Below are 14537 nucleotides of genomic sequence, written 5' to 3' on the forward strand. Positions count from 1 at the left end.
CGGCTGTAATCACGTTGGTGCAAACGGGACTTCAGGAAGCAAAGGTCAAGGCTATTGTGGGTGATAAATCATTGACCAGTGATCAAATTCGTGAGATCAGTACACCTGTAATAGTGGATAGCAGAGAAGTAGACAATCCATCTGAAGTAGGGGGAACTGTAGGGACAAAGGAAAAAGAAACCTCAACGATTAACTATGGTTTGGTGTATGTACTGATGATTTTGTTCTTCACCTCTTCCATGATGACGGGGAATATGATCGCCGCAGAAGTAACATCGGAAAAAAGCTCACGTATTATGGAGATTCTTATCACAAGTGTGTCGCCGTTGACTCAAATGTTTGGGAAGATTATCGGTATCTTCCTAGTGGGTCTGCTGCAAATTGCTGTTTTTGCAGCCGTTGTCTGTGCCAATCTTATGCTGCCACATAATAATGCGATCCTTAGCTCTGCCGGGCTGGATTTGTCGCAACTGAATATCGCGGTGCTAGGATATGGTCTCATTTTTTACATCCTTGGCTACTTTCTATATGCAGTACTGTTCGCCGCGGTGGGCTCCATTGTTAGCCGTACCGAGGAGTTGGGACAGGCCATTATGCCAATTACCGTGCTGTCACTCGCAGCTTTTTACATCGGAATCTTTAATATCGCAGCACCTGATACGATTTTCATTAAGGTGGCCGGATACATTCCGTTCTTTTCTCCGACCGTCATGTTGCTACGCATCGGACTGGAACGGGCGAGCCTGATGGAAATTTGGTTGTCACTTGCCATTCTGTTCGCGTCCATCCTGTTCTTTGGCTGGCTGGCTGCCAAGATTTACCGTACGGGTGTCTTGATGTATGGCAAACGACCTTCATTCAAGGAGCTAAGAAAAGCGATGAAGGCTTATAAGATTTAAGAAATTTGAGAGAACTTTGTGAGTAATCATTATAGTTGAGACAAATATAATTGATAAATGAGATTTTTTTCAATACATGTTTGAGATAGAGTGAGGACCTTGGTTCGTCAGAAACATCGATGAATCAGGGATTTCCTGCTTTATTTAGTGATGAATAATAAAATAGCAAGTTAGTTTAACTCCGAAAATAAGAATGGCGAACAAGCGTTCTTTACATATATTATGCATGCTTATATAATAAAAACGAGACGGAAACGAAGATCTGGTTTGCTTGATAAAACATTGTAGATTCTACTTTAGTGTGAAAATATTATAAATAACTCAATTTTGGAGGAGTCTGTATGCCATATTGTAAAGTCAAGAATGCCAATATATATTACGAGGAAATGGGTACAGGTAAACCGATTATAATGATCCATGGTTTTACACCAGACCATCGGTTAATGAGTGGGTGTATGGAACCGATATTTGAAGATATCCCCGGTTGGCGTCGTATCTATCTTGATTTGCCTGGAATGGGACAAACAAAGGATTACGATCAAATATGTAATTCAGATGATATGCTAGAAGCAGTTATAAATTTCATTGAAACTCTTGTCCCAAATCAAGATTATCTCATAGCAGGCGAATCTTACGGTGGTTATATTACGAGAGGCATAATTAATAGACATAAAGATCGTATTGGTGGAGCCGCACTGATTTGTCCATTAATTATTCCTGAACACAAAAGAAGAATACTTCCCGAGCATTTTGTTGTTCATAGTGATCGCGAGTTTATGGACACCTTAAGTGAAGAGCAAATAAGTGATTTTAGCGCCAATCAAGTCGTTCTCGATGAATATAATTGGAAAAGGTATTCTGAAGAGATCGTGGCAGGTTGTAAGATCGCTGACTACGATTTTCTTAGCAAGATTCAAAGAAACTATGGATTTTCCACCAATATAGATGAATTAGTTTTTGATAAACCAACAGTATTTACTCTTGGGCGACAAGATGCAGTCGTTGGCTACATAGACGCTTTCAGAATTTTAGACAATTATCCTAGAGCAACCTTTGCCGTTCTAGATCGAGCAGGCCATAATCTTCAAATTGAACAGGCTTTATTATTTGAGTCACTTATGCGTGAGTGGCTTGAAAGAGTAACAGAGTTTGGATTTTAGTTGAATACTAATCCATTGAACTCCCTCAATATGATTTAGTTTTCTCAGTCATCAAAGAAATGCTTACCCACTTAACTCAAGCGACTCCATTGCAGCGACTGGGTCGGCCTGAAGATGTAGCTAACGCTGCTCTGTTTTTGGCTTCGGACGAGTCTTCATACATTACGGGATCGGAGCTTGTAATTGACGGTGGTTTTTCTGCCCAATAACATTAGGCTTCACTTTACTGGAAATGGATATCTGGCCAGGTTATTCGGGTTAACTCCTCCGACATTAACCCACCTATCTGGAAAGCTTGTAAAAAAGAATTGGCTGTACGAGTGGCGGATGAGGAGGACCGACGGATTGTGTACCTGCAAATAACTCTGACGCTGGGGCCGAAATGCTAAATAAAGCGCAGGAAGAAGGACGACAGCTTAGAAGAGAACTATTTGAAAACCTAACTAAAGAAGAAAGAGAGTCTTTATTGTCTGTTTATGAAAAACTAAATAAGGTAATGAGTGAGGATTGATACAGGTAATCATAAAGAAGCCGCCATGTTGGCGGCTTCTTTTATTGATCATTGGAATCGCTCCGATTTTAAGAAGCAGAGACCGTACTGCGCTTATTCTTAGCGTTGGCGCGGTCACGGCGACTCAGCAGAAATCCGACCAGGGATGCTGTGGATTGCTGGAAAATCATTGCGAGGACCACAGGCAGCGCTACCGGAGCCGGGAAGTAGGTGATGGCAAGCACGGCCCCGGCGCTAATATTGCGCATGCCGCCATTGAAGACAAGCGCTGTACGGTCTGCATTATTCCAGCGCATCAGCCCTGATATGAGATAACCAATCGCATATCCAGTAGAGGCAAGGATAATGATGGAGAGGCATACGCCGACAAGCTTAAGATTAAAATCGACCAGATAAGGTGCGATGACAGATCCGTTAATCATGACGACAAGAGCCATAGCCAGCTTGGAGAACGGCCCCAGCCGAGGTCCCCACACCTGCGTAATCTTCCCTTTAGTCCATTCGTTCAACACCATGCCGATTAATGAAGGAACGACAATCATCCAGAACAGACTTTTCATCATCGCCCAAGTATCGAGCTGCACATTCGCTCCGATCAGCAGAGACATGATACCAGGTACAGCGAATGGAGCCAGAATGGTATCAATCAGAATGATCGCCAAGGTCAGCGCTGTATTACCTTTGTAGATATTGACCCACACAAAGCTGGAAATGCCGGTAGGGATAGCTGCACCAAGAATCAGCCCAGTAATCGTATGAAGATCATTACTGAAAGCCAGATGCCCAAGCAACATAGCGAGAAGCGGCATGGCGAGGTAAAGAATAAACAGACAGGCGATCAGCGGACCAGGATGCTTGATCACATGGATAAAATCCTTGAACCCCATGCCGATGCTGCCTGCGAAGGTCATGAAGGCAAACAGCCAGGGAGAAAGCCCGGTATATTGGGACAACGGCGTACCGATCAGGACGCCGATGAGGATGCTGATGGGTGTGATTAACGGCATAGCTGCATTTAATTCTTCGATTCAACGTTACGAGCATACAAAACTTCCTTTTTTGACCTTAAGTATAGATCGTGCCCCTTGATCCGTAAATGATCGATGTAGGGGGAGCTCATCTATGGATCAACAGATCAGGTGATTGTAAACTGAGCGTATTCCGAATCACCGTATAACCCAGGAAGTGTAAGTTCAGAGACGCATAGCGGGTACTTTTAGTAGATACCCGCTTTTTTCGATGTTTCTTTGATCCCGTTGGCTCCCTCTACCACGGTGCGACCCCAGTCGGTCAGATTGCCGTTAGGTCCTGTCACAAGATCAAGATAAGAAAGGTTGGAGCTATTGCCATACCAGGACCAGGCTAACCAGCCTACGCCTTTAGATTGGCCGTATCTCATGATTTCTGTCTCGTCGACGTCTGCTCCCTGATGGTAACCGCCAAATTCACCAATTATCAGAGGAAGTCCTTGATTCAGAACGTTATCAATATTGGTTCGAACCGTTTGAACATCTTTACCAGCGAACTCATACATATGGATGGAGAATACCGTATTCTTCAAAGCATCAGCTGCAAATACAGATTTACCGAAGTCATTGATAGATTGAGGATATTGTCCCCAGCCCGCACAATCGACGATGAGCGTATTTTTGATACCTGCGTTTCTCAGCTTGGGAATCGCTTGCTTATACCCATCTGCCCAACCGCCTCCGTTCCAAGAGCCATACCATTCGTTTGCAATGTTCACGATAACCCGATCTTCCTTGCCGATCAGGGCATCTTTTATACTAATCCAGTAATTCACAGCCGCATCCAAAGACGCATAGTCGTCTTTACCTGTAGCGTCATGAACCTCAAGCACAGGGATCATTTTATAACTTGTGACTAGGGAGATAATATTTTTTACGGAGTTTATGTCATCTTTGGTGTATTGGGTTCCGTTGGAAAGGACAATCCGAACTGTATTAGCACCTGTCTTGGCAATAGCCGGGATGGCAGTATTAAGATCGTTTTTGTACCAAGTGTGAGCATGATTGACGCCTCTCATAACAAACGGTTTGCCTGTAGAATCGTATAATTTGGTACCGCTTACATAAAATCCTGAAGCAGCTTGCGCCTTGGAGATGAATCCCCCCAAACCAATCATGATAAGCAGACCAGCGAGTCCAGACAATAAAGCTTTTCTTAACAATGCTTCCACTTTTATTCCTCCCTAAAATATATTATTCAACTTTCTGCTAGATAGAGGTTGAGTAGGTATGCAAGTATGTAAATAGCAGTAAGTTAAACACATGATGAAGCGCTTTCATGTTTGTTGATGGTTATTTTTTTGTTATTCTATCATTTGCGATTATGTTATTCAATTGATTTTTTTTAATTTATTTTTGTTTTTGGAGTGTTCCTGTATGAATTTCTTATTTGAGTGGAGTTTTTAAAGGTTTTATTATGATTATCCTGTCTAGTATGATCTATTTACTTGATTTATTTGTTAGTATATTAGTTATGTTTCACAAAATAAATAATAACTAATTTATTTATATTATATTTTTTTTATATAAAAACCTAACAATATGTTTGGTTGGTTATCGGAAGTTATGTCAGGTATCGATGGTATAGTCCATGCCCAGCTTCACCCTGGTATTAAATTGTTGTATGATATTCTCGTAATACTTTTAACAGAATGGATAGGAGCAGATGATGAGAAAACCAATCATAGCAGTCGATATGGACGATACGATCTGTCATCTCGTCAAACGGGCTATATACCATAACAATAGTGAATTCCCCACTCATCCGCTTCGTTATGAAGACATGTTAGATTGGAATACCGATCATCTACGTCATCCCAAAAGCACACATGATGTATTTTATGGACGACCGGGTTTGTTTGAGGAACTTGAACTGTATGACGAGTATGTCGTAGAAGAAATGGAGAAGCTTTGCAATGCTTTTGATGTCATTATTGTGACAGCAGCAGAACCGAAAACCGTCGTGGAGAAATGGAATTGGCTTCAAAGGCATATGCCATTCATTCCGATCGAGAACTTTTTCCCTTGTAAACGAAAGAATCTGATTAACTATGATCTCCTGATTGATGATGGTCCCCATAATCTAGTGCCTGCACTGGAGGAGGGGAAGAAGGTGCTTTGCATTCCTCATCCATGGAATTTGAGAGCAAGAGAGCAATATGAGTTCCCGGTCATGGCATCTTGGCAAGGAGCAAAAGAACGAATCGATTCCCTTTTGGGAGTTCTGAAATAAAAAATAGATGCATTCGTAAAACAGCTAGTTCCCTTGGAACTGGCTGTTTTTGATAGAAATAATAAATCCCATAATAGAATAAAATGGTACAATGGACACATATTTTTATGGGGAGGGATACGTGTATGACCATGACTATGGGGCAGATGGTGATTCATCTGACAAAAGGAATAGACACACCCGATACAAGCGTAGATTTGCTTGACCCAGAGCTTAGAAATACTGAGATCCAGGGAATTGTAACCGCTTTTTGTGCATCGCAATATGTGATAGAGCAAGCTATTTCTCTTGGCGCGAATTTTATCATTACGCATGAAGGTATTTATTATAGCCATCACGAGATGCGGGAATGTTTACTTCATGATCCCGTCTATTTGCACAAATCTCGCCTGGTCGCTGACTCAGGTGTAGGGATTTATCGTTTTCATGACACCATACACCGTTATCAACCGGATGGAGTGATGGTTGGACTTCTTCAGGCGCTTGATTGGCACCCTTACGTTGTGAAACAGCAGTCTTCTTCCGCCATCTTGACTATTCCGGCTATGCAAGTGAAAGAAATCGCTGAATATATAAAAGCCAAACTTCATATTCGTTATGTACGAGTAGCTGGCGAGGTATCCATGCCATGTGAGCGAGTGGGAATCTTAGTCGGATATCGGGGAGGTGGTGAACTGGCCATACCCTTATTTCTACATGAACATGTGGACCTGATTATTGCTGGTGAAGGGCCCGAATGGGAAACACCAGAATATGTGAAAGACGCTGTTTATCAAGGGGAAAATAAAGCGCTGATCATGCTGGGACATGCTGAAAGCGAAGCGCCTGGTATGAAGTATCTTGCCGATACACTTTCCACCCAATTTCCAATGCTCCCCGTCTATTTTGTTGAGGACCGCCCCGTGTTTCAGATATTGTAAGCGATAACATACCTATGATGATGATCATCCCGCACTGTTGTTTATATCCGTTCATCTACTTTATGAAATGGAGGCAAAATAATGGGAAGCAGAGTGATTATGCCGTTCAGAACAGATTGGAAATTCGTAGAGGGTAACTACACAGGTGCTGAGAAGACAGACTATAACGATGGGCATTGGCGGAGCCTTCATCTTCCTCATGATTGGAGTATTGAAAAATCCTTTGATCCAGATATGCCGTATGTCGGCAATCAGGCTTATTTGCCCAGGTGGGCTGTCGGATGGTACAGAAAGCATTTTAATGTGAAGCCCTCCTCTCCAAAGCAGCGTGTATACATACAATTCGACGGTGTTCACAGTAACAGCGAAGTTTGGCTCAATGGGCATTTTGTGGGAAAACGTCCCTATGGATATGTTAGCTTTCAGTATGATTTGACTCCATATATTCGGTGGGATGAGGAAAACGTGATCGCTGTCAAAGTGGATAATACGCTTCTACCACCTGACAGATGGTATTCAGGGGCCGGGATTTATCGTAATGTCGGGCTGATTTATACCGATTATCTTCACATCACCGAATGGGGGACTACTATTACTACGCCTGAAATTTCGCCAAATGAAGCCAAGGTGAGTGCCAGAATTCAGGTCAGCAACCATCATGAGCATGTCTTTACCCGCTGATGGGCATGAAATATCCCATGTGGAAGTAACGGTTATAGATCAACAGGGAATTGTTGTACCCAACCAGGATGTTGATTTGAGCTTTGAACTGCATGGTGATGGCTGTATCCTTGGAATAGACAATGGCGATCTCACCAGTGAGGAATCCTACCAGGGGCAAGGGAGACGAACACACAGAGGAAGATGTCTTGTGATTGTGCAATCCGGGGATGTGGCTGGTGAGTTGGTGCTGCAAGCATCAGCAGATGGTGCGTTACAGGGAGAAATTAGATTGAAAATAACTGAATAATTAAAACAAAAAAGGGCGTGAATCAGCGCCCTTTTTCGTTTGCAAGAACAGTCTTAATCTGTAGTTTGAAAGAGATCAATTCGAAAGAGATCATGTATTTCTTGAACATCCTTCGAGGGAGATGATTATTTCTAGATCCAAGAGAACGGTTTTTGGGGACTTCTCGTAATTTTGCAATGCTCCAACTCTTCAGCAATGATTCGGATTCCTTCTTCGATAGCCGTTTCATCTGTCCGTATAATACTAAGACGTAACAGGTCCATTTTAGGAAAAGATGAAAGGAATTGCTGGTCTGTCGGTAGGACATCAATCCCGCGATTGTTTAATTTCTTAACTAATTCCTCTCTGTTAATGTTTGGGAGATTCATTACAGAAAAGAGACCCCCACTGAACGGAATAGAATATAAGAGCTCTTTGGGTAGTATTTTGCTTGATATTTCTTTTAATTTGCTTATTCGATGATTATACAAAGATTTCATGTGTTTTGCATGATGATCATACATTCCTGACTTTATGAAAATTTCCAATACACCCTGTGATAGAACAGAAGTACTCAGATCGGCTGTGTGTTTATACAGATGAAGTAGTGGGATTAATGAATTGGGTACTACTGCGGCAGCAAGTCTTAGTCCGGGTAACATTACTTTAGAAAAGCTTCGAAGATAAATGACATGACTGGAGCAATGATATGCCCAAATTGGATCGGCCTTGGTGTCTGTTTCCAAATCAGCTAGATAATCATCCTCTACAATGTAAACGTCGTACGCCTGAGCGAGCTCCGCTATTCTCTGTTTTTCTTCGGGTGTATAGGATGTGCCTATAGGATTATGGAACCGCGGAATCGTATAGAAAAACTTTATCATGTTGCTTTGAAAATGGCGCTCCAAAGTTGCCCAGTCAATTCCGTTAGGCGTTCTTTCGATTCCGATAACGGTTTGATTTTGTGCCTTTAATGCAGACAGCATTCCCCAATAGGTTGGCTGCTCAACCAAAATGTTCGTTTTTCCATTTGGAAAAGGCATCCCGGCTAGAAGGTGGAGCATCTGCTGGGCGCCTGAGAATATGAACACTTTCTGTTCCGAAGAAAAGACTTGTTGCTTATGAAATAGCTTCACAATTTCCTGACGTAGGGATAGTAATCCTTGCGGATCAGGGTATGTGAAAATAGAATCCTCAAATAGTTCCATTGCTTTGTTCAAACATTGTCGAAAGTCCATTTGGGATATAGATGAGGGGTCCGGTGCGGCTGATGTAAAATCGATTCGTTTTTTTTGTATCAAGGGTGAAAGTACTTCCTGAGCTACCACAAAGTAACCACTCTTAGGGCGTGAATAGATTAGATATTCCTGTTCAAGCTCCTGATACACCCTAATAATTGTATTAAGACTACAATCAAATTCCTGACTCTGCTTTCGGATAGAAGGCAATTTCTGACCCGGTTTATAAAGGCCATTGATGATATCCGAGCGGATACTATTCATAATGAATTGCTTTTTATTTGTCATAGCTGTACCCCATGTATGGTAATCTGTACCCTTACAGATGTGTTTTTTCTAAATATACATCAAACTCTGTGCTTATTATAATACAGTTTATCGTACAAAAGTAAATCTGGGGTGGACAGAATGAACAAAACGACAAATGGATGGATCAACGGATTCTTAGGTGTATTATTTTTCAGTGGTTCCCTACCGGCAACGCGTTTGGCTGTAATGGATTTTGATCCTTTGTTCCTCACGGTATGTCGCGCTGCAATTGCTGGAGTGCTGGCGGGGGGACTACTCCTTATCTTCAGGCAACAACGTCCTGTTCGAAACGAAATTCTTCCGCTAATGTTAGTAGCACTTTGTGTGGTAGTGGGGTTCCCCCTGCTGACAGCCCTTGCCCTTCAATATGTCACATCCGCGCATGCGATTATTTATATTGGGCTTCTGCCGCTCTCAACTGCGATTTTTGGCGTACTGCGAGGCGGTGAACGTCCGCAGCCAATATTTTGGGTATTATCAACTTTAGGGAGCTGTCTTGTAGCAGGGTTCGCTTTAGCAAATGGAGCAACATCTTCACCGATCGGTGATGGGCTAATGCTGGCATCTATTATAGTGTGTGGTTATGGTTATGCAGAAGGAGCACGTCTTTCACGGAGACTGGGGGGATGGCAAGTCATCTCTTGGGCACTCCTCATTTCGCTACCTGTTATGTTGTTGCTTTCGCTTGATCAGATGCCTCCATCTTGGGATCATATCCATGCTTCTTCATTCTTGAGCCTTGGTTATGTTTCCTTATTCAGTATGCTTATTGGTTTCGTGTTTTGGTATCGTGGTCTCGCTCAGGGAGGTATAGCAGCAGTTAGTCAACTTCAACTCCTCCAGCCGTTCTTTGGCTTATTACTCTCGGCACTTGTTTTACATGAATCCATTGGCTGGCCCATCTTTTTTGTAAATATGGGTGTCGTATTGTGTGTGGCGTTCGCAAAACGTTTTGCTTCCAAATAGTGTTGAAGGAGATTTAACAAAAAACAGCTCTCAAATGGGAGATAGGGAGGCATTGAGGGGAAATATAAATGATTGGCCTTGCTTTCTTTTCATTTATTGGGCTCAGTCTAAAAATCTATTCCCAAACAGGTGTCAAAGTTGCATCTTTTCTCTTTTATTACTCTCATGGTAATCCGGTTAAGAAAATTACATAGGTGTATTTACATTTTGCTAGTTATGATATAGTATTACCTTTATAAAACAATTGTTTACAGAAACAGGTAAAACATTATATTGAAGGTGACCTGTATGAGTGAACTTATACAGAAGCTTGAACAACAATTTGCCAACCTCATTCGAACCTATCGTAAGGATCAAATTGGAAAAGGTCCTGAAAAGATCAAGGTAACTTTCACTAGGAATTGGGTGATTGCTCATATGAGTGGATGCCTAAGCCCGGTAGAGCGATTTATCAGCCGATCTGAAGAAGGACGGAATATGATCTGGCATGCGCGAACTCACATGATAAAAGAACTGTACAGTGAGCTCACCCCTATTGATATGGAGAACCTGGTAGGGGCGAAATTTGTAAAGCTTTTTACAGATGTAGATCTAGAGAAAGATGAAGTTGTATCTATATTTGTTTTTGAACGGCCCATAGATGGAACGAAAAATACGTTTTCCATATGACAGGTGGATGGTATACGGTACTTATGTGCTTGGTAACTAACCACCATCATTTTGGATAAAAGGATCAGCAACTGCTATCCTTTTGACCAAAATGATGGTGGTTTTTTTATATTAACCCCATCAAACTAACATCATTCTAAGGAGGAACATGTTTATGAAAATTGTAGCAGTATTGCCACCGGTAGTAGAGTTGCCAGAACCATCTCCAGGGTATTTGTTTAATGTTGAGCGAGCTTATAACCTGCACGAGTATTTTGCAAGCAAAGGTCATGAATTCGTTACATTAAGCGACGCAAAGGAGTCTTTGGAACCTCACTTAGCAGACATGTCCATTTTTATTTGTAGTCCATTCTACCCTGCTTACCTAACAAAAGAGCTCATTTATCGTTCTCCAAACCTCGAATTAGCTGTAACAGCTGGTATAGGCTCCGACCACTTTGATCTTGAAGCTTGCGCAGCAAGAAATATTACGGTTGCAGAAGTAACCGGCAGTAACGTTGTAAGTGTTGCTGAACATACTGTAATGCAAATCCTGATATTGCTTCGTAACTTTATTGGCGGACACCAACAAGCAGTAAATGGGGAGTGGAACTTGCCTAAAATTGGTGCTTATGCACACGACCTCGAAGGGAAAACAGTTGGTATCTTTGGATTTGGACGTATCGGACAACGTGTTGCTGCTCGTCTGCATCCATTCGATGTGAAACTGATTTACAACGATCCATACCGTCGTAAAGATTTGGAAGCCCAATTGGGTGTAAAATATGTTTCCTTCAACAAACTGGTAGAAACAAGTGATATTATCACGATTCATTCTCCATTGACAGACAAAACAGATACGCTTTTCAACCGTGATGTTCTGGATAGAACCAAACAAGGCTCTTATATCGTTAATACAGCACGCGGAAGAATTATGGATACAGCTGCTCTCGTGGACTCATTGAAATCCGGACATTTGGCTGGTTATGCTGGTGACGTTTGGTATCCACAACCTGCTGCCGCTGATCATCCTTGGAGAACAATGCCCAAACAAGCAATGACAATCCATTACTCTGGTATGACTTTGGAAGCTCAACACCGTATTGAAATTGGAACAAAAGCTATTTTAGATAATTTCTTTGAAGGAAAAGCACAAAAACAAGAGGATTTAATTGTAGAGGATGGAGAAATCGTCAGTCCAAGCTACAAAATCAAGTAAGCTACAATAATCAAACTGCCATTTACGGCAGGCTGGCTGCCCGATCGGTGAGCAGGAAAAGTAGGCCAGGGGAAGAATGGGAAACTGGTTCATGCTACTCACGCCGATAATAAAGGTGGGGGGTATTTTACGTATAGTCTAAGAAATGGACTTGGCCAAAAAAGAGCGCCTCGGTATGATAGGTTTGTCGACGGGGAAATCCCTAACACCATCAAGGAGGCGCTTTTACTATGAAGTTGAAACAAACGGATGGAAATACTGTTGAAGTTTCAACACGCTGGGTCAACGAGGGCATATCTTTAGCCGGTTATTTGCTCCCAAAAAGGGGATAAATTGACCGATATCACCTCAATGACTTCTTCAAACATAGTTTCTACTGAGCGATCTTGAGGGTTCCGACTCCACTGCAAAGCCGATCCGAATATCCCCCAACTGATAACGAGCGCCATAGCCTCCAATTTTCCCTCAGAAAAGCCCTGTGTGTCCACTTCATTTATCCTTTTAAGCAGGAGTCGATGAAGACCCTGATGCATGGTATTTTCAAACATCGCTTCAAACTGCTTGTCTCCCGGCGTACTACACTGTTGAAACCGCAAAAGAAAATCGAATATGGTTTGAATAAGGATTCGCAAATTGTCCGCATTGCATCTTGTTTCTTTCGGCAGTCTATTCCTTATAGTCATTTGGAACTTTTCCATCATCCAATATTCAAGAAAATCATATTTATCCTGAAAATGCGCATAAAACGTTGTTCGATTTACGGTTGCTTGATTCGTGATATCGTGCACAGAAATGGAATAAACGTTTCTCTTTTTCTCAACCAAATCGTTAAAAGCCTGCACGAACAATTGACGGGTTCTTTTAACACGCGGATCCTCGGGATTTACCGACATTTTACCCCCTCTTTCTTCTGAACTCAAATAACAGACAAAAGGACAAGAATGTTGGGAACACAACAAAAACAGCTTTTTGCAGGTTGTTTGGACAACCCAATCCTTTTATCTTTTACGTAGGAGATTGTTCAAAAAGTTACTAAAAATCCACTGCACACTTCTGCGTTGGTTTTTAAATCTTGCTCTCGTAACTAGAAATGTACGCTTCGCCGATTTTAAAATAAACACCTTGATCTGTTTGTGTGTGCTTCCCGACTTTTTTGAACATGCATTTATACGATTATGATTGCACAAACAAAATCGTATAACAAGAAATTCTCTATCTGATTTGCAAACGAAAGGATGAGTGGAGAAATGATTGTTGTTACAGGAGCGAATGGAAAATTAGGTCGGAATGTCGTAGATGAACTTCTCAAGCGTGTTCCTGCCGGGGATATTGGTGTAAGTGTCCGTGATGTGAACACGGCACAGGATTTAAAAGAACGGGGAGTTCGTGTTCGGCAGGGAAATTTCGATGATTCCGAAAGTCTTCTTCATGCCTTTGAGGGAGCAGCACAAGTTCTTATTATCTCGTCCCACTCCTTGGGGGAAGTTGCTATTCGTCAGCACCATACCGCAATCGACTCTGCAAAGAAAGCTGGTGCTAGTCGACTGCTGTATACTAGCCAAATGTTTTCATCTGCAACATCGCATTTCCCCCCTATGAACGTTCATGCTGCTACAGAAGAGATGCTAAAATCTTCAGGAATAGCTTTCACGTCGCTGCGAAACGGCTTTTATGCCGCCTCAGCGATAATGTGGATGGGTGATGCCTTGAAAACAGGGGAATTGATTGCTCCGGAAGATGGTCCTGTTGCCTGGACCGCCCATTCCGACCTGGCTAAAGCCACAGCGGTAATTCTGACAGAGCAGAGATATGACGGTATAACTCCTCACCTTACGGCTTATGAAGCGATTGACATGGATAGAATCGCATCGATTGCTTCCAAGGTCTTGGATCGACCGATTCGGCGAATTGTCGTGTCGGATGACGAATATCGGAACCACTTGATGTCCCGAGGACTGCCGGAAGCGATGGTTGGCATACTTACGGGTATGTTTCAGGCAAGTCGACAGGGAGATTTCTCGCAAACCAATCCTGCTTTGGAAAACCTGATTGGTAGATCCCCAGTGAGTTTTACGGATTTTCTTAAAGACACGATTTCTCAATAACGCTTTACACTGACTGTTTTGGAACATCAGAAGAGTGGTGCCACTATGAATGACCTGAGGGGTTGTTTGACGTTTACTTTACAACCATCTCGCTACTATATCGGGACCAGTTCAATCCTCCTTCAAATCGCTTTCTTCATTAAAAAAAACCGATGCTAATCAAAGTTATTTTTACGTTTTCCCGAGAGGGGATTCATCCAGATACATGTATTTTCATAATGATTGGTCAGCTGGTAATACAGTAGTTGAAATTAAGGATGGAGTTGCTAAGGCAGTTTGGCAATTTACATCAGGAAATGGTCTGGATGATATTGTATCCAGTGCTATAGATGGTATCCAATCTATTCCTAAA

The 14537-nt window shown here is 42.2% G+C and carries 13 protein-coding genes and 2 pseudogenes; 11 read left to right on the forward strand and 4 right to left on the reverse strand.

Features of this window, described 5'->3' with window-relative positions; all coding sequences use genetic code 11:
- The 3 genes and pseudogenes from AC5V8P_RS15420 to AC5V8P_RS15430 form a co-directional block, all read left to right on the forward strand.
- Positions 1 to 899, forward strand: an 899-nt coding sequence (locus AC5V8P_RS15420; protein ID WP_495473713.1) for an ABC transporter permease, incomplete at its 5' end; no start/stop codon positions are given.
- 341 nt (positions 900 to 1240) lie between these two features.
- Entirely contained in the window at positions 1241 to 2059 is an 819-nt protein-coding gene (locus tag AC5V8P_RS15425) for an alpha/beta fold hydrolase (RefSeq protein ID WP_064796647.1), read from the forward strand.
- Positions 2060 to 2118: 59 nt separating this feature from the next.
- Positions 2119 to 2268 (forward strand): annotated as a pseudogene (locus AC5V8P_RS15430) (SDR family oxidoreductase); the annotation flags it as partial.
- Between the two features lie 370 nt (positions 2269 to 2638).
- Here AC5V8P_RS15430 and AC5V8P_RS15435 read toward each other — a convergent pair.
- Positions 2639 to 3614 (reverse strand): annotated as a pseudogene (locus AC5V8P_RS15435) (bile acid:sodium symporter family protein).
- Between the two features lie 172 nt (positions 3615 to 3786).
- A complete protein-coding gene (locus tag AC5V8P_RS15440) occupies positions 3787 to 4770 on the reverse strand; it encodes a glycoside hydrolase family 5 protein (RefSeq protein WP_064796645.1) in 984 nt (327 codons plus the stop codon).
- 497 nt (positions 4771 to 5267) lie between these two features.
- Between AC5V8P_RS15440 and AC5V8P_RS15445 the strand changes: the two genes are divergently transcribed.
- The 4 genes from AC5V8P_RS15445 (at position 5268) to AC5V8P_RS15460 (ending at position 7721) form a co-directional block, all read left to right on the forward strand.
- The gene (locus AC5V8P_RS15445) at positions 5268 to 5831 is read left to right on the forward strand and encodes a 5' nucleotidase, NT5C type (RefSeq protein WP_064796644.1); all 564 of its coding nucleotides are present in this window, start codon (positions 5268 to 5270) and stop codon (positions 5829 to 5831) included.
- A gap of 125 nt (positions 5832 to 5956) precedes the next feature.
- Positions 5957 to 6751 carry a Nif3-like dinuclear metal center hexameric protein gene (locus AC5V8P_RS15450; RefSeq protein WP_064796643.1) on the forward strand — a complete coding sequence of 265 codons (795 nt, stop codon included), beginning with the start codon at positions 5957 to 5959 and terminating at the stop codon, positions 6749 to 6751.
- A gap of 81 nt (positions 6752 to 6832) precedes the next feature.
- Positions 6833 to 7432, forward strand: coding sequence for a sugar-binding domain-containing protein (locus tag AC5V8P_RS15455; protein WP_064796642.1), 600 nt, complete (start codon positions 6833 to 6835; stop codon positions 7430 to 7432).
- The gene (locus AC5V8P_RS15460; protein WP_155762541.1) at positions 7410 to 7721 is read left to right on the forward strand and encodes a hypothetical protein; all 312 of its coding nucleotides are present in this window, start codon (positions 7410 to 7412) and stop codon (positions 7719 to 7721) included. The genes AC5V8P_RS15455 and AC5V8P_RS15460 overlap by 23 nt, the downstream gene beginning before the upstream one ends.
- A gap of 131 nt (positions 7722 to 7852) precedes the next feature.
- On the opposite strand, the gene AC5V8P_RS15465 is transcribed toward AC5V8P_RS15460, so the two are convergent.
- Positions 7853 to 9226: an aminotransferase-like domain-containing protein gene (locus AC5V8P_RS15465; protein WP_064796640.1), complete on the reverse strand. Its 1374-nt coding sequence runs from the start codon at positions 9224 to 9226 to the stop codon at positions 7853 to 7855.
- Positions 9227 to 9346: 120 nt separating this feature from the next.
- Here AC5V8P_RS15465 and AC5V8P_RS15470 point away from each other — a divergent pair, with 120 nt between their 5' ends.
- From AC5V8P_RS15470 to AC5V8P_RS15480, 3 genes are all read left to right on the forward strand, one after another.
- Positions 9347 to 10213 carry a DMT family transporter gene (locus AC5V8P_RS15470; RefSeq protein WP_063211351.1) on the forward strand — a complete coding sequence of 289 codons (867 nt, stop codon included), beginning with the start codon at positions 9347 to 9349 and terminating at the stop codon, positions 10211 to 10213.
- Between the two features lie 288 nt (positions 10214 to 10501).
- Positions 10502 to 10882 carry a Na-translocating system protein MpsC family protein gene (locus tag AC5V8P_RS15475; RefSeq protein WP_081276791.1) on the forward strand — a complete coding sequence of 127 codons (381 nt, stop codon included), beginning with the start codon at positions 10502 to 10504 and terminating at the stop codon, positions 10880 to 10882.
- Between the two features lie 154 nt (positions 10883 to 11036).
- Positions 11037 to 12080 carry an NAD-dependent formate dehydrogenase gene (locus tag AC5V8P_RS15480; protein WP_063211352.1) on the forward strand — a complete coding sequence of 348 codons (1044 nt, stop codon included), beginning with the start codon at positions 11037 to 11039 and terminating at the stop codon, positions 12078 to 12080.
- A 299-nt stretch (positions 12081 to 12379) separates the two neighbouring features.
- Here AC5V8P_RS15480 and AC5V8P_RS15485 read toward each other — a convergent pair whose 3' ends face one another.
- On the reverse strand, positions 12380 to 12973 hold the full coding sequence (locus AC5V8P_RS15485; RefSeq protein ID WP_064796639.1) for a hypothetical protein: 594 nt from the start codon (positions 12971 to 12973) through the stop codon (positions 12380 to 12382).
- Between the two features lie 354 nt (positions 12974 to 13327).
- On the opposite strand from AC5V8P_RS15485, the gene AC5V8P_RS15490 reads away from it, so the two are divergent.
- Positions 13328 to 14185 carry an SDR family oxidoreductase gene (locus AC5V8P_RS15490; protein WP_064796638.1) on the forward strand — a complete coding sequence of 286 codons (858 nt, stop codon included), beginning with the start codon at positions 13328 to 13330 and terminating at the stop codon, positions 14183 to 14185.
- Positions 14186 to 14537: the final 352 nt, after the last annotated feature.

The sequence above is a fragment of the Paenibacillus sp. N119s genome (genome assembly GCF_059447605.1).